At 60.6% G+C, this 15,962-nt stretch carries 16 protein-coding genes and 1 pseudogene; 10 read left to right on the forward strand and 7 right to left on the reverse strand.

The window, feature by feature from the left end; all coding sequences use genetic code 11:
- Positions 1-14 precede the first annotated feature (14 nt).
- Genes DID96_RS30945 through DID96_RS30955 form a run of 3 tightly spaced genes read right to left on the reverse strand, consistent with a single transcriptional unit; the run spans position 15 to position 1,755 of the window.
- The gene (locus DID96_RS30945) at positions 15-860 is read right to left on the reverse strand and encodes an MBL fold metallo-hydrolase (protein WP_124603043.1); all 846 of its coding nucleotides are present in this window, start codon (positions 858-860) and stop codon (positions 15-17) included.
- 18 nt (positions 861-878) lie between these two features.
- Positions 879-1,205, reverse strand: a complete 327-nt coding sequence (locus DID96_RS30950) for a hypothetical protein (RefSeq protein WP_124603027.1) — start codon at positions 1,203-1,205, stop codon at positions 879-881.
- Between the two features lie 7 nt (positions 1,206-1,212).
- The gene (locus DID96_RS30955) at positions 1,213-1,755 is read right to left on the reverse strand and encodes a sugar ABC transporter (RefSeq protein WP_124603028.1); all 543 of its coding nucleotides are present in this window, start codon (positions 1,753-1,755) and stop codon (positions 1,213-1,215) included.
- 166 nt (positions 1,756-1,921) lie between these two features.
- Here DID96_RS30955 and DID96_RS30960 point away from each other — a divergent pair, with 166 nt between their 5' ends.
- Complete coding sequence (locus tag DID96_RS30960) at positions 1,922-2,827, forward strand: LysR substrate-binding domain-containing protein (RefSeq protein WP_124603029.1); 906 nt, start codon at positions 1,922-1,924, stop codon at positions 2,825-2,827.
- 87 nt (positions 2,828-2,914) lie between these two features.
- Here the strand turns inward: DID96_RS30960 and DID96_RS30965 are convergent, their stop codons facing one another.
- The 4 genes from DID96_RS30965 to DID96_RS30980 form a co-directional block, all read right to left on the reverse strand.
- On the reverse strand, positions 2,915-3,274 hold the full coding sequence (locus DID96_RS30965; RefSeq protein WP_260464061.1) for a septal ring lytic transglycosylase RlpA family protein: 360 nt from the start codon (positions 3,272-3,274) through the stop codon (positions 2,915-2,917).
- 513 nt (positions 3,275-3,787) lie between these two features.
- Positions 3,788-4,417 (reverse strand): LysE family translocator, encoded by a 630-nt coding sequence (locus tag DID96_RS30970; protein WP_124603030.1) that lies wholly within the window; start codon positions 4,415-4,417, stop codon positions 3,788-3,790.
- 146 nt (positions 4,418-4,563) lie between these two features.
- Positions 4,564-4,755 carry an SDR family NAD(P)-dependent oxidoreductase gene (locus DID96_RS30975; RefSeq protein ID WP_124603031.1) on the reverse strand — a complete coding sequence of 64 codons (192 nt, stop codon included), beginning with the start codon at positions 4,753-4,755 and terminating at the stop codon, positions 4,564-4,566.
- A gap of 12 nt (positions 4,756-4,767) precedes the next feature.
- Complete coding sequence (locus DID96_RS30980) at positions 4,768-5,652, reverse strand: SDR family oxidoreductase (RefSeq protein ID WP_124603032.1); 885 nt, start codon at positions 5,650-5,652, stop codon at positions 4,768-4,770.
- A gap of 183 nt (positions 5,653-5,835) precedes the next feature.
- On the opposite strand from DID96_RS30980, the gene DID96_RS30985 reads away from it, so the two are divergent.
- From DID96_RS30985 to DID96_RS31020, 9 genes and pseudogenes are all read left to right on the forward strand, one after another.
- Positions 5,836-6,687: a helix-turn-helix transcriptional regulator gene (locus tag DID96_RS30985; RefSeq protein WP_124603033.1), complete on the forward strand. Its 852-nt coding sequence runs from the start codon at positions 5,836-5,838 to the stop codon at positions 6,685-6,687.
- A 70-nt stretch (positions 6,688-6,757) separates the two neighbouring features.
- On the forward strand, positions 6,758-7,510 hold the full coding sequence (locus tag DID96_RS30990; RefSeq protein WP_124603034.1) for a DUF817 domain-containing protein: 753 nt from the start codon (positions 6,758-6,760) through the stop codon (positions 7,508-7,510).
- Between the two features lie 209 nt (positions 7,511-7,719).
- Positions 7,720-8,541 (forward strand): N-acyl amino acid synthase FeeM domain-containing protein, encoded by an 822-nt coding sequence (locus tag DID96_RS30995; RefSeq protein WP_124603035.1) that lies wholly within the window; start codon positions 7,720-7,722, stop codon positions 8,539-8,541.
- A 265-nt stretch (positions 8,542-8,806) separates the two neighbouring features.
- Positions 8,807-11,851 carry an EAL domain-containing protein gene (locus DID96_RS31000; RefSeq protein ID WP_185732421.1) on the forward strand — a complete coding sequence of 1,015 codons (3,045 nt, stop codon included), beginning with the start codon at positions 8,807-8,809 and terminating at the stop codon, positions 11,849-11,851.
- A 196-nt stretch (positions 11,852-12,047) separates the two neighbouring features.
- Positions 12,048-13,502 (forward strand): DEAD/DEAH box helicase, encoded by a 1,455-nt coding sequence (locus DID96_RS31005; RefSeq protein ID WP_124603037.1) that lies wholly within the window; start codon positions 12,048-12,050, stop codon positions 13,500-13,502.
- 296 nt (positions 13,503-13,798) lie between these two features.
- Positions 13,799-14,545: a transporter substrate-binding domain-containing protein gene (locus DID96_RS31010; protein ID WP_124603038.1), complete on the forward strand. Its 747-nt coding sequence runs from the start codon at positions 13,799-13,801 to the stop codon at positions 14,543-14,545.
- Positions 14,546-14,715: 170 nt separating this feature from the next.
- The gene (locus DID96_RS31015) at positions 14,716-15,252 is read left to right on the forward strand and encodes a GNAT family N-acetyltransferase (RefSeq protein WP_124603039.1); all 537 of its coding nucleotides are present in this window, start codon (positions 14,716-14,718) and stop codon (positions 15,250-15,252) included.
- Positions 15,253-15,387: 135 nt separating this feature from the next.
- Entirely contained in the window at positions 15,388-15,543 is a 156-nt protein-coding gene (locus DID96_RS39440; RefSeq protein ID WP_311767773.1) for a helix-turn-helix domain-containing protein, read from the forward strand.
- Positions 15,480-15,839, forward strand: a pseudogene (locus tag DID96_RS31020) (RNA-guided endonuclease InsQ/TnpB family protein); the annotation flags it as partial. The gene DID96_RS39440 and the pseudogene DID96_RS31020, both read left to right, overlap by 64 nt.
- Between the last annotated feature and the right edge of the window lie 123 nt (positions 15,840-15,962).

Genomic DNA, 15,962 nt, shown 5'->3' on the forward strand with positions numbered 1-15,962 from the left:
TTCATCAGTCGGCCTCAGCCTTCGGTCTCGTAATGCAGACCGTATTCCCCTCTCGTTCGCTTGATTCGTGCGAAACCGAGTTCCCCCAAATGCATGCCGGCGATCAAAAGCCCCTCCGAACTGACCTGATCAAGAAGCCGTGATCGTGTGGTGACTGCCAGCGACGCGTCTTGATCGAAGGCAATCGATACGTCCGGCCGCTGAATCTGGATGTGCGGGAAATGAACCACATCCCCCCAGACAAGAAGGCCCTGATCGCGGGATTCGACAACATATCCGGTGTGTCCGTCGGTGTGTCCCGGTAGCGGCATCGCACTGATACCGGGGAGCACTTGCCCGTAGTCGAACGTACGGAGCTTGTCGCCATAAGCGTCGAACACCTGACGCGCGATCAGGAAGTTGCCGCGTGCCCGCTCGCTGGCGCGACTCAGGTTTCCGTCGTCCTGCCAAAACCGGACCTCTCGCTGATGCGCAACCAGCTCCGCATTCGGGAAGGCGACCTGTCCTGCTTCATTCACCAGCCCGCCGACATGGTCGGGATGGGCGTGCGTGAGCAGGATGGTGTCAATCGTGGCGGGTTCGATACCGGCAAGCGCCAGGTTGGTCTTCAGGCGGCCGCCCCATTGCTTGAACCCTCCCGCGCCACCGTCGATGAGAATGGTGCGGCCCGCCCCGCGTACTACGTAGCAATTGATATGCACGGCGGCGGGCTCCTTCTGCCCCGCGTCACGCTGCATTCTGGACGCCTCGGACGTATCGATATTCGCGAGGAAGTCGAGGCTGGCGGTGAGGTAGCCATCGCTGATGGCGGTAATCGTGAAGTCCCCGATTTGCTGACCGGGAAAGGTAAGGGTGGACACCATGTTTCTCCGGACCTGCTAATTTCGGGCGTGAATGTTCGACGCGCCGTAACCAAAACAACGAATGCGCGCCGTGAGACCGGTGCGGCGAGCGATGGCGTGATCCAACGCTTCCATGAACTGGTTCATCACCGGTGGCGTGCGAAACGTCTCGACGCGATACAGGATTTCCGCGAAGACGGGATGTCCATGCCCATGCCGGACATCCAGAAAAATGACGTGAATGTTCTTGAGCTGCGCTTCAAGAACATTCGTACAGAGTTCGACGCAGTCGCGCGACAGCTCGGCCAGGCTTTCGGCGGACGGCATCCGCTTCGCATCGATATGGAACGTGACGTTCGGCATCGCGGACCTATTCCTGCGCAGTCGAAACGGAGCGGGCGCATGTCAGTTGCTCCGTCATCGGCGAGTAAAGGTGAATGTCTTCGGAGAGGTTCTCGACAAGCTGAGCGCTGTTCCGGGGCAGTATGGCGAGCCAACGGCGCTCCGGAAACTTCTCCAGCGCAACGGCCTGCATGGCCAGCGGTTCGAGGCCCATCCGGATCAGCGGATCAGGGCCGCTTGCACAAAGCGCGAGGAGTTCGTCGTCTTTTACCGCTGGGGCGAGGCCGATGTCGCTGTAGAGATTTCGATGCCAGTCGGTGATGTGTTGCTGCCACCTCGCGAAATTGCCGCCGCCTTTCTGGCGATATTCCTCTCCGGTCAGCACGTCGAGGCTGTCAATCGTGTGGATGGCCAGATAGACGGGGCAACCATCGCTTATCGATTTGAACCGCTGTGACGTGTGAAACCCGGTCACCGAGATAAGGGCGGGCAGCTTTTCAAGGCTGTAGAAGTCGTTCCATTCGGCTTCGCTGTCGAGGTCGGCGAAGCTGCATTCCACGGTATAGATCATCAGATTGTCCTTCGAGGGGGATCCACATCCTGCTGCGAACGTTTCATGTTCATTGCAGTAACGTAATGCTAAGCTCGCGTTTCCAGCGTATAAAACGAAATAAAGTCAGGCTTCAGTGATATTTGCTCAAGCTGACAGTGAACCCGTTCTGATCGGCGAGACGCCCATGCCACGCAAGATTCCAAGCAATTCCGCGCTTCAGGCGTTCGAGGCGGCGGCCCGACACGGAAGCTTCGCCCGAGCCGCCGAGGAACTGGCACGGACCGAGGGCGCCGTCAGCCGTCAGATTGGCCGGTTGGAGGCGTTTTTGGGCGTCGCCTTGTTCGAGCGAATTGGCAACCGGGTAAGGCTTGCACCCAACGGTGCGCGATACGCGGTGCAGGTTCGTGAGACTCTGGATCGGCTGGAACGGGACAGCCTGTACTTGATGGGGCAGCCCGTCGAGGGCGCGAGCATCGATATCGCCGCCATTCCGACCTTCGCCACCCGCTGGCTTATCCCCCGGCTGAAACACTTTCAAAACAGGCATCCGAACATTACGGTGCATATCGCCGAACGTATGGAGCCGTTCCTACTCGCGGGTAGCGGTTTCGACGCAGCCATTCATTTCGAGCATCCGGCATGGGCGGGGATGCATCTGCATCCTCTGCTGGAGGAGGTGCTTGTGCCGGTCTGTAGTCCGGCGCTTCTCGCAGGCGCCGGGGCGAACCCGTCGCTGGACGAGCTGCCACGCCTGCACCGGCGACAAAATCCGGACGCTTGGCAGATTTATGCACTGGAGTCCGGCATCATGCTGACCAATTCGGCGATTGGCGCACGTTACGATCTTCATTCCATGCTGATTGAAGCGGCGCTGGCCGGCCTGGGCGTCGCATTGGTGCCGCGCCTTTACATCGGAGCCGAGCTCGAGCAGGGCCGTTTGGTCGCGCCCTGGCCAGATGGCAAGGCGATTGCCAAAAACTTCTGTCTCGTCCTTCCTGAGCCGATCGAATTGGCTGACGGGCCGCTACAGGCATTTGCGAAATGGATGCTGAATGAAGCTCGAGGACAAGCGCCTCATCGCAGCGCCTGACCTCCTGTTCAGGTGGTTCAGTCAGGAAGATGGGCGCTGCTGGCGTCGTTGACGTGTTCTTCAGGCGCGGGTTCTTCCGGCCAACCTTCAATTTCCCGTCGTCAAGATACCGCCGCCGTTCGACTCCGTCTGTGTGTTCGCCGTGCTCTCCACACGTTCAATTCGTACTTGCATCGACCGTGCGTCTGTCAAACCCAAGGTCTTCGCCGCGGCATAAGAGAGATCGATTATTCGTTTTTTGATGTATGGTCCGCGATCGTTGATGCGCACGACAACCGACTTTCCTGTTGCCAACGAACTGACGCGCACATGGCTGCCGAGCGGCAATGTTCGATGGGCAGCCGTTAACGCGCCGCCATCATAGCGTTCTCCGTTTGCGGTCAGATGCCCCTGGAACGTTGCCGAATACCATGACGCCTCGCCGGATTGCAATATCTCGTGTCGCATGCGACAGGCATCCACTCCGCACGCAGCATGATCGGACGGAATCTGCCCGCAAGCAGCGAACAAAGCGCAGATTCCCATAACGCCCAAATTACGGAGTGATAGCACCATAGACCACATGTCAGTCAGCCTGGGTGACATAAAATCTTGCCAATTCTTTAGGTCTCATGCAGTGCGCTTGTAAATCCGACCCTCATTTCATTGCTGGTGTCGCCGATGCGATTGGTTTGCGATATATGTCGGCCGCTGGGCCGCATGAAGCACATGATGCTGCGCGGAGCCTGTCTCGAGCAGCAAAGGCGGACCGGACGGCTACGTGCGCGCGATGCGGCCGTCATTGAGCGATGTCGTGAGTAATGCGTCTGTTTAAGGTTCAACGGATATTATCACCTGCGGTGCGATGGACCGTTCAGTGTCGAGTACGCGCTGGCAGGACACTCGAACGGCTGGTCCACTCCGACACCAGTCAAAGGGTCCGACGGCAACGCCAATTGCGGCCGAAAACGTATCCAAGGATCAGTGGGCACCTGCTCGACGGTAAAAAGCCAGGAATGCCGCCAACGACGCCATGATGACGGCGCACGTCCGGTTCAGACGCCGTAGGCCCGAAGACGTAAGCAAGCGAGCGGCGTGCACTCCCCCTGTCGCGTAGAGGACCATGACGCCAACGTCAATCCCCGCCGAAGCTATCGCCAGAATGGCATACTGCGGTCCCAGCGGCGCGGAAGTATCAACGAACTGCGGAAGAAATGCCGAGAAAAAAAGCAGAATCTTCGGGTTGGTCAAAGCGACGCCGAAGCTACGGAGAAAAACTCGAGCAATTCGTGGCTCGGCCGCTGCCGGGGCTGTCGTCAAGCCTGCGGGCTGACTCCTCCAAAGTTGGAACGCTAGCCATCCAAGGTAGAGCACGCCGACCGATTTGACGATCAGGAAGAGTGTCGCTGAAGCCGCGAGCAGGGCTCCCAGCCCAAGCCCGACAGTTGCGATAACGATTATGTCGGAAATGGCTGCGCCAAACATACCCGCGATCACGACGCGCCAGTTTCCCGAGATACCATTGGCAAGCGCCAGCAGCGACGTAGGTCCTGGAATAAGAGCGCCAGCCAGCGCCGCCGTCATATACATTGCAAGCGTCGAGATGTGCATTCTCTGTAACCTGTTCAAAGCGACAACCTGGCCGAGTGTCGCAGAAGATCGAACGGCTTGCATCCTCTTTCGGGGACGGTGAGAAATCGAACTCAGCCATGTATACCGGAACGCTCAGTCTCTAACGGCGATGCGTTAATGCCTCGCTACGCTGGGTCGCGTGTATCCTCTCTGTTATCGGCCGCATACTTCGTTGCGCAATAGACAGCGCCAGCGGGCGAGACCTGCAGGCCGCTGATCGACGGCACGTTGGTGATCTCACCGAATACCTGGGGATTCGTCACTGGAAGCGTGGCCGCGTTGCCGTACAGCACGCCCTTGACGTTGACATCCACCATGCGAGTGCGCTGCTACGAGAAATAGGCCGGGTGGTCAAAATCGGCGATGAGCCCTGGTTGTTGCGGCTTCCAGCCGAGCAGGGACCGGGTTCGCTCGCTCGACGCCGGGATGTCCATCATTGCGAACCTGAACCAGCCGAAATGCTCCGCCGCCTCGTCAGGCGACTTCGAAACGACCGGGACGTTCAGGTGTCGGCCGATCACTTCGGCGATTGCCTTGACCGGCACGCCCTCTTCGGCGATGGCATGGAAAGGCCCCCCTTGCGCGCCGTGTTCGAGCGACAGCCGGAAGACGCGCGCCGCGTCAAGGCGATGCACTGCGGCCCAGCGATTAGAACCATCACCGACATAGACAGAGACGCCTTTTTCCCGTGCGATGTCGATCAGCATCGGCACGAAGCCGTGCTCGCCATGACCATGCACCGACGGTGGAAGGCGCACCGCCGACGCGCGCACCCCGCGCGCCGCCAGTGCGATGGCGGCCTCTTCGGAAGCGCGAGGCCATGTGGGATCGAAAACCTGCACCATGTCCTCGGTCACGAGACGACCCCGCGCCAGCAACCCGGTGCCGCTCGTCACGAGCAACGGACGGTCCGAACCTTCGAGCACGCCGCCGATCGTCTCGATGGCGAGCTTGTCCACCAAGCAGTTCTCTGCGAACTTTGAGAAATCGTGATTGAAGCCGGTGTGGATCACGCCGTCCGCAGCCGCGGCGCCGCGACGCAGGACGTCGAGATCTACCAGCGTGCCGCGCAGGACTTCGGCGCCTGTGGCGGCAAGGGCTGCCGCCTTCTCTTCCGAACGGCACAGGCCGATCACCTGATGGCCAGCGGCGATCAGGTCGTTCACGACGGCCGAGCCAACCCAGCCGGTTGCACCAGTAACAAATACACGCATGATCAAAATTTCCTTCTGGAATTGCGGAAGTAAGTTGCCCACGCCGAGAACGGCGATACACAGAGATGGGACGAGGCTCGAAAGTAGGGAAAGCACCCGATCGAAAGTAGACCAGGGCTCACTCTCGGCTCATAATCTATCCGCGTAAAGAAGTTAACTTATACAGGTATAGTTCCTAACCGGATGAGCACACCAGCCACAAACGACAACGCCCTTGGGGCCTATTTGAAGGATCGCCGCACCAGGCTCGATCCTGCTGCCTTCGGGATTGCCGGCGGGCGGCGACGCACGCCCGGTTTGCGTCGGGAGGAAGTGGCCCAGCGGGCCAACATCAGCGTGACCTGGTACACCTGGCTCGAACGCGGGCGCGGCGGACCGCCGTCCGCCGCGGTGCTGGACCGGATCGCGCGCGCGCTGATGCTGACGGATGCCGAGCGCGAGCATATTTTCCTGCTTGCCTTGGGGCGACCGCCGGAAGTCCGTTATCAGGAAACCGAAAGCATTTCGCCACGCATTCAGCGCGTGCTCGATGCGCTGGTCTATAGTCCGGCCTACGTGAAGACGCTGACCTGGGATCTCGTTGCCTGGAATCACGCCGCAGGGGTTGTGTTCAACTACGACGAGCTGGAACCGTCACAGCGCAACATCCTGCGGCGCATCTTCTGCGATCCGCAGGTCCGAGACTTTCAGTCCGACTGGGACAGCGTTGCGCGGCTCCTGGTGTCGGTCTTCCGGGCCGATGCGGCACGCGCGGCAGCGACCGACGCGGCTCCGAGCGTGGCGGCGCTGGTAGAGGAGCTTAGCCGTGCCAGTCCAGAGTTCGCGATGCTGTGGAAGACCCATGACGTTCGCTCCTTCGGTGAAGGCACTAAACAACTGCTGCATCCACAGGGCGGACCGCTCGTGTTCGAGCATTCGTCCTTCGTCGTCGATGGCCGTCCCGACCTCAGCATGGTCATCTACTCCCCGGCGACGCCCGCAGACACCGACGTGGTTCGCTCGCTGATCGAAAAGCATCAAAAGGCATCCCACTGACCGGCCCAGCGGAAAACCCTGTCGGACGTTGCAACCGACGGTACCCGCCAGCGATATAACTAACTCTGCAATGCGCAACGCAGTCTGCGCAGCCGATCCGCGGTCCGTTCGCACCACTTGCGCCTTCATCAGGCTGACACTTGCGTCTGTGCTGAACTTCCCCGGGCAGCGTAGACAGATGATTGCTCTGGCGATGCAGGCTGTCATGATTTGGGCCGGACTCGAATCTCTCGATGAAATCAAGGCCATCAGTCTGTTCCACGTCATCGGGTTCGGGCTCGAGGTATTCAAGACATCGAAAGGAATCCAGTCATGGAGTTACCCCGACTTTGCGTATACGAAAATTTGGGGTGTTCCGCTTTTTTCGGGTTTCATGTACGCAGCGGTCGGCAGCTATGTGATTCAGGCATGGCGGATTCTGGAACTCCGCGTGCGGCATCATCCACCGTATTGGATGGCGGGTGCGATGGCGGTGATGATCTATATCAATTTCTTTACACATCGCTACATCGGTGACTACCGCTGGTATCTGGCATGTGGATTGGCCGGACTGTATGCGCGCACGACGGTTTATTTCCGCCCGTTGGATCGTCGCAGAAAGATGCCGTTGCTTCTGGCTTTCGTGTTGATCGGGTTCTTTCTGTGGGTCGCCGAAAACATCAGTACGTTCTTTTCAATTTGGCGGTATCCCAATCAGATCGGCGCGTGGGCTACGGTGAGTGCGGGCAAGTGGAGCTCGTGGTCGCTGTTGATTGTCATGACGTTCACGATCGTGGCCAATCTGAAGCATGTCAAAGCGCGGATTCACGTGCCAACTGCATGAGGAACCTGAACGTCCTGGCATGGATTGTTGTTCCGGGATCGCCCATTCAATTCGATCCTTTCAGCGGCCTTGACTCGCGCAGACGCACGAAGCGCCCGACGCGATGTTGAAGCTGAATGCCCGTTGCAAAGCTGCCGGGCGATATGTCATGCGAAGCTCCGAGGCGCTGCGGCCAACCGGCCACAGCGAAACTCAAAAAGGAACTGAGCATGTCCCAAACCCACGCAGACGTTATTTCCCAGCCGAGCCCGGTTCTGACAGCATCGATGGTGCCCACGATGCAGCCCGGCGCTCCCCGACCGGGACGCCGCGTCGAACGATTGCCGTTTGCCGTGCGCGTCGTTGCCGACGGCGACAGCATGAAGCGCGCCCTTCAGATGCGCCAGGCTGCTTACCAGCGCCACGTCCCGGATTTTGCACGCACGATGGATCAGCCGGAGACTTACGACAGCGATCCCGGCGGCCTGATCTTGCTCGCCGAATCGAAGCTCTCCGGTCGCCCGGTCGGGACGATGAGACTTCAGTCCAACCGTTTCCAGCCGTTATCCCTTGAACAGTCGGTCGATTTGCCCGACTGGGTGTCGGGGCGGCTGATTGGGGCGACGCGCCTCGGTGTGGAGACCGGCGAGCCCGGCCGGATGGTGCGCCTCGCGCTTTTCAAGGCGTTCTATCTGTACTGCCTGCAAGAGCAGATCGACTGGATGGTGGTGGCGGCGCGCACGCCGCTTGACCGGATCTATGCGGGGCTGCTGTTTTGTGATGTCTTTGGTGAGAAGGAGTTCCGGCCGCTCGCCCATGCGCAAAACATCCCGCACCGTGTCATGGCATTCCAGCCGGGTAGTGCGGAGGCGCTCTGGCGCGGCGCCCAGCACTCGCTTTACACGTTCATGATGATGACACATCACCCGGATATCGATCTGACTGCCGCGCCGTCGCTGGCCTGGTCAGAGCCGGTGCCAGAGCCGGTGCCGGCCGCGCTCGGGCAGGGGGCCGTGGCGATGCGCGCGGGCCCTGCCTGGGCTACACGGTGACCAGTACGAGAAAGGGGTGAACACTAGCGCTGTATCTCATGAAGATTGGGTGGCACGCCATCGGTAGGTCGTACAATGGCGTGCACGGGGATGCAGTGCTGGAAATGCCGCGATTCACAGATGGGTCGCTGGTCGGGGGCACAACCGCCCCGGCCGGTGACCCGTGACGAGATTCATGTGTGACCGCGCGACCTGGATGGGCGCCACTTTGATTGGCGTCGGTAAAAGATCCCGGACTTGGAAGCCGGTCCATGGAAAACAACGGATGATAACGCTAAGGCGCGCACACCTTTCTTTCACCGGCGGCGGTGTCGACCGAACTGCGTCGACGATTGAGACGCTTTCTTTCCTGTTTTCGTATTACGCGGTTCCGGTCGCGATCGGCATGCTGTCCCTGCTCGTGCTGCTGAATCCCGGTGCCCCTGCCGATGTACCGGTCGGCACACCGGTCGCGCTGCGCGTGCTTGCCGATCCGGCCGGCCGTCTGGACGCCTCAACGGCGGCAGCTGCCCTGAAACGCACGCGCCCGATTGATCAATATGACACGCGGCTAAGCGAAACACCATTCTGGTTTGCTGCGAACGTCCCGACTCACCTGGCCGGCGCCACGCAGCCGCCCGCGGACGGTTCGCCCGCGTCGCGCGTCGTCCTGCGATTCCCGTCTCGCCATATCCAGCAGATCGCCTGCTATGACGGAACCAGCCTCGAGCCACTGGGTCAGGTATCGGACCAGCGCGCGATATCCGGCAATCTGGAACGCTCCGGCAACGGCGTCTCGCTCATGCTCGGCCAGCGTACCGAAGCTTTGTGCCGTGCCGTCTTCAGCGGTCCCGCCGCCATCAGCGCAACCTACCTGTCGGACACCGAACAAAAAGTAACCAACGATACCTTCTACCGCCGTGCCGGTCTGCTCGAAGGCGGCCTTGCCACGCTCGCTGTGTTCGTGCTCGTCGCGGCATTCATCAACCGTGACTGGGTGTATGTACTGTTCGCAGCCTGGCTATTTGGCAACCTTCGTCTCGGCGCCATCTCGATGGGTTGGGACACATTGTGGCTCGGCTCGCCTATTCCCCATGGCTGGGTTTCGTTGGTTCGAAAGATCACCGTGCCGGTCTATTACATCCTGACCTGCACGCTCTTTGCCACCTTGTTTCGCCACGACCTGCCGCGCATCGGCTATCAGCGGCTGTTTCGCGCGGTGCTTGGGCTTGGCTTTGTGCTGCTCGCCGCATCGATCGCACTACCGGTGCCGATGTACTTGCCGCTCATGTGGGTCACGGCAAGCTTCGCGATTGGCGTGGTGGTGTTCATGCTCGGCCGGTTGCTGATCTACGCCCCGTCGCGCACGGCCATGTGGTATGGGGCCGCGCTCGCGGTGACGCTGCTTGCGAGCCTGTCGGAAGTCGCGACGGCGGCGTTCAAGACGCGAATTCTGATTCATGGCCTGAACAATGTGACCGCCGCGCTCATCTCGAGTTTGATGGCGGCGTTTGCGATCGCCGAGCAGATTCGATCGGAACGCCAACAGCGCGCGCGCATGCAGGCCGAGTTGAATCGAACGTACGCGCTTACGCCAGTCGGACTCTTCACGCTAAACGCCGACGGCAGCTTTGCACGTTTCAATCCCGCGCTTCAAGTCATGCTCGGGATGCGGGCCAGCGACGCGCACCACCATTGGGACGAATACTTCACGCCGGGAAGCTGGAAGCCCCTCTATGACCAGGCGATGGCAAGTGGCGACGCCGTCGAGCGCGAGTTGGCCCGGGATGCCACGCCGCCTGGGGGTGAAGCGACCGATGACGATCCATCCGAGGCAGCCGGCGCCACGCGTTATCACTATCTCGTGCGTGCCGCTCATGCCGGCACCCAGCTCGAAGGCTCCATTCAGGACGTCACGGAGCGCCAGCGGGCAGTCCAGACACTGCGCTATCTTGCCGAGCACGACCCGCTCACGGGGGCGCTGAACCGCCGCGGGATCGAGCGCGAGATGCACGACATCACCGAACAGGCGGTGCTGACTGGCGAACAGCGCATCATCGGCTACCTGGACCTGGATCGCTTCAAGCTCATCAATGACTTGTACGGGCACCACATCGGCGACGAGGTATTGCGCCAGGTACGGCAGCGCATGGAAGGCGAACTCGCTCCGGCCGACCGTATCGGCCGCATTGGGGGCGACGAGTTCGTCATTCTGTTCGGCGCCTCGCCACTCGAAGACGCGGCAATGGTTGCGCAGAAGATGGTCGAAACCATTGGCGGCGTACCGTACCGGATCGGCAAGCGTGCATTCCAGGTCAGGGCGTCGGCAGGCGTCATCGAATCACCACCAGGTCTGCGCGCCGAAGAGGCCATCTCGATGGCGGACGCCGCGTGCCGCGACGCGAAACGTAATGGTAACGGCCGCGTGGTCACGTATCGCAGCAATGCGACAATCTTCGGTGAGCGTGCGCGCGACTTGAGCCTGATCGAAACTTTCAGCGGCGATTTGCCAAGCGAGGGGTTCTTCCTTGCGATGCAGCCCATCATGTCGATGGAAGCGCCATACGATGCGCTCGACTTCGAGGTATTGCTGCGGATGCGCGCGCCGGACGGTAGCACGATTCCACCCACGCGTGTCATCGCGGCCGCGGAAGCCAATGGCACGATCTCCGCGCTCGACCAGTGGGTGATCCGAACGATACTCGAGTGGATCGACTGCCATCGTGCGAAGCTGACGCGCACGCGCTTCATTTCGGTCAACGTGAGCGGCGCGTCGTTAAACGACGAGCACTTCGTCTCCGAGATTGGCGCGCTTTTCCGGCGCTATCGGCACGTGGTGCCGATGCTCTGCATCGAGATCACCGAAGGCGTCGCGCTGCATGATCTGGACAATACCCGGAGGCTGATCGACAGCCTCCAGCGGCTCGGCGCACGCGTCGCGCTCGACGATTTCGGCTCCGGCTACACGTCGTTTCCGTATCTCCGTGACCTGCCGGCGGATGCGCTGAAGATCGACGGCGGATTCGTGCGTGACATCCATCATCTGTCTGCCAACGCGGCCATCGTCGAAGCAGCCATCGGCCTCGCGCGCAATCTCGGCATGCAGAGCATTGCGGAATGGGTGGAAGATGCAGCCACGCTCGAAGTACTGCAGAGCATGCGCGTCGACTTCGTGCAAGGTTTCGGCATCGCGCGCCCCCAATCGCCAGAGACGATTCTTGCCGCGACCTCGGCAGCGGACTTCATAGAAGATCCGGCGATATTGGCATTGATCGGGAAGCGAGAATTTCATCGGTCCGACGACGACGGTCCCCCGGACCGGCTGCATTAGTTGCATGGTGTGTTTCGCGCCTATGCTTTCGAGGGTTTTCCCTCGCGAGTTTCCGGTCATCAGAAGCCCGGCCAGTCGACGCCTGGGCGCACGAACATGGCGTCAAGCTGCAGTTCATTCGGCCCGGCAAACCGGTGGAGTACGGCTCGCCGGCGCGGTAACCGCTAGAATTGCGGTTTTAGCCCAGAATACGTCCATGTCCTTTGCCTCGCTTGGCCTGATCGATCCGTTGCTGCGTAATGTTCAGGACCTCAATTACCAGACGCCTACGCCGGTGCAGGTCAAGGCGATTCCTGCTGTGCTCAGTGGCAAGGACGTCATGGCTGGGGCACAGACCGGCACGGGCAAAACGGCGGGGTTTGCGCTGCCGCTGTTGCAACGGCTGGTGCAGCACGGCCCGGCGGTTGCCAGCAACCGCGCGCGTGTTCTGGTGCTGGTGCCCACGCGTGAACTGGCGGAACAAGTGCTGCAAAGCTTTATCGCTTACGGCAAAGGCCTCGACTTGCGATTCATGGCCGCCTACGGCGGTGTGAGTATCAACCCGCAGATGATGAAGTTGCGCAAAGGCGTGGACGTGCTCGTTGCCACGCCGGGCCGTTTGCTGGATCTCAATCGCCAGAACGCAGTGCAGTTCGATCAAGTACAAACGCTGGTGCTGGATGAAGCCGACCGCATGCTGGATCTGGGCTTCGCGCGCGAACTCAACGCCGTCTTTGCTGCCTTGCCCGTTCAGCGCCAGACCCTGCTGTTCTCTGCCACGTTTACCGATGATATCCGCGCGATGGCGGCGGGCATTCTGCGCGGCCCGGTCAATATCAGCGTCAGCCCGCCCAATGTCACGGCCAGCAAGATCAAGCAGTGGGTGGTGCCGGTGGATAAAAGGAACAAGCCTGAGCTCTTCATGCACCTTGTGGCTGAGAACAACTGGGAACACGCGCTGGTGTTCGTTAAAACCCGCAATGGCGTGGAATACCTGGCGGCCATGCTGGATGAAGCGGGCTATGCGGTCGACACCATCCACGGCGACAAACCGCAACCCGCGCGCCTGCGTGCGCTGGAGCGCTTCAAGACCGGCGAAGTAAATATGCTGGTCGCCACCGATGTGGCTGCGCGCGGGCTGGATATCGACGACCTGCCGCTGGTGATCAACGTTGATCTGCCGATCGTCGCGCAAGACTATGTGCACCGTATTGGCCGTACCGGCCGCGCAGGCGCCAGCGGGGTGGCGGTGTCACTTGTGTGTGCCGATGAAGCACCGCAACTGGCGGCGATTGAAGCGCTGATCCGGCAAACGCTGCCCCGTGAAGAAGAGCCGGGTTTCGAAGCTGAACACCGCGTGCCGCAAACCAGCGCGACGGGCGAGCTCATCAAGAAACCCAAAAAGCCCAAGAAGCCCGAAGTGCCGCAAGCTGCGCCGGGCGCCACGCAGGTGCTCGGCAAAAAAACGCGCCCGCAAAATGGCGAAAACAAACGCAAGCCTGCGGCGCAGCGCGCTGGGGCCGCGGGGAAGGGCACAAGCGGCACAAGCTTGTCCAGCGGTAGTCCTTTCAGCGTGCAAAAGCCACGCAGCAAACCCGCCAGCAAGCCTGCTGCGGGTTCACGCAAGCCGGTTGGCAAACCCGCTGGTGGCCGCGGCAAACGCCAGCCCTGATCCGTGGGTTGAGTAACGCCAGCCCTGGAGCAGGCTGGAGGTTTGCGGCCCGCTGGCAGGCGGCTTCAAGTGTGTTGCATCGACGGGTTGAATCCGCACCCGGAAGCGGATGTCGTTCCCGCGCCAGCGTGTGAGACCGCTCGGGGGCGTCGACCGCCCTCAGCGTCCGCGGCCTCCAACGTTGCGGTGGACCTTCGTTGTCGGTCCGGGTTCGGCCGCAACGTAACGTTCGTCTACCGCAGTAGAATTGCCGACAGCCCCACTGACTCGTCCGTTCCCTTTCTGCGAGAAGCTCAATGAAAGTTACGATCGCATACATAGAAGAACCCCCGTTCGGCTGGACCGAATCAGGTCAGGGGGCGACGGGAGCAGACATCGAGTTGGCGGAAAAGGTCCTGACGGCGATTGGCGTCACTAGCATCAAGCACCATCCGACAACATTCAACGAGTTGCTCCCCGGAGTCCGGATGGGCCGGTGGGATATGAATGTCCCACTTTTCGTTACACCCGAACGCGCCGCGCAGGTCACGTTCAGTCTGCCGGTCTGGGCGATCAGCGACGGATTTCTCGTTCGAGCAGGGAATCCGAAATCACTTGACAGTTATTCAGCAGTGGCCGCCCGGCACGATGCCCGCCTTGGAATCATCACCGGACAGGTGCAACACGAGTCGGCTCGAGCATCGGGTGTGCGTGAGGAGCAGTTCGTCATATTCGAACAGCAATCCGATGCAATCAACGCACTGTGCTCTGGTGAAATAGATGCGTATGCGAGCACAGCCGTGGGGAATCGCGTACTTTCAACTCGTATTGGCGGTCTGGAATTCGAGGCCGTTTCGCATGAGACCGTCGGCATCGGTCGTCAACGCCCGCCAGTCGGGGCATTTTCGTTCAATAAGGGCAATGGGCGCCTGCTTGATGCGGTGAACAAGCAGCTTCGTTTGTATTTGGGAAGCGACGATCATCGAACTCGCATGGCGAAATACGGCCTGACGAACAACGAGTTGGAGCCTGCACTTGTCAATGCATGTGGGCCGGCGCGATGAGTAAGCAATTGGTGTAGCGGGGGCATGGGTGCGAGGCATACCCGAAGGCCAGAATCAGTCATGAAGCGACAGTCACGTGCTCGCCTGAATCGTAGACAATTCATCCAGCTACGACGAATCAAGTCCCACCCGGACAAAATGAAAATCAAGCGATAGATTGAGGCCGCAGGATGAGAATCGACATGACGCCCAGTTCGGGGTACCCCGGCATCTCGCTTCGGCAGCTTGAACGCTCAGACGTGGACGCCTGGTACGCATATTTGGCGTTACCACATGTCGTCGAACATACGAGTTGGAACCTGCAATCGCGAGAGGATCTCTTGCCGATGTTTGATGCGATCGAGTCGGCCTCACCTCAGTCCATACGGCGCCTTGCCATTGTGGACAATAGTGGCGATAAGCTGATCGGTACGATCGGGTTCCATACCATTTCCGATGTGAATAGTACGGCAGAAATTGCCTACGATCTTTCCCCGGTCTACTGGGGCAGAGGAATTGCCAGCGCGGTTTGCGATGCCGTAACGACCTGGTCATTCGACGCTTACGGACTTGTTCGCGTACAGGGCACCGTGTTGAAAAGCAATGTGCGGTCGGCGCAAGTTCTCCAACGCTGCCGATATCGATATGAAGGCCTTCTTCGCAGCTATCGCATGGTGCGCGGGGCACCTGGAGACTTTGCTCTCTACTCGAGGCTGGCAGCCGATTGACCGGGAAGCGCGGCAGGCCCCGGACTTCAGGTCGGAGAAGGATGGCGCGGACGCCGCAGGCGTCCTTGACAACGCAAAAGTGGTGGGTGATACGCTCAGCGTATGCAACGTCTCCAGGCCTTCCGATTCGAACTGATGCCGACCGGCGAACAGGCGCGCGACATGCGCCGCTTCGCCGGAGCGTGTCGCTTCGTGTTCAACAAGGCACTGGCGTTGCAGAAGGCGCGCTACGAGCGCGGAACCTGTCCAGATCAGCGGCAGGCAGTGTCGAAGCGCCGGGGAAGCACGTGAAGGCCAAGTCCGGCTTGAACAAGCGCATCCTCGACCAGGGCTGGTTCGAGTTCCGCCGCCAACTGGCATACAAGCTGGCGTGGAACGGCGGCTGGCTGATCGCCGTGCCGCCGCAGAACACGAGTCGGACCTGTCCCGCATGCGGTTGCGTGAGCTCGGACAATCGCCGGACACAGGCGCAGTTCGCCTGCGTTGCATGCGGCTACAAAGCGCACGCCGACGTGGTCGGCGCAATGAACATCCTCACACGAGGATTGCAGCTGTTGGAAGGGCAGGACGATGCCCGGATAGCCTAATGAAATGGACGCCTCCCGCCCACGGCGGCATCAGAAGTGCCAAAGTGGGAGTGTTGGTCAACCACTGAGTGGGGGGAGGCGTCATGGACAAGATTAGCGCAATCGGACTTGATTTGGCCAAGA

Source organism: Burkholderia sp. Bp8963 (assembly GCF_003854275.1).
Lineage (GTDB): Bacteria > Pseudomonadota > Gammaproteobacteria > Burkholderiales > Burkholderiaceae > Burkholderia.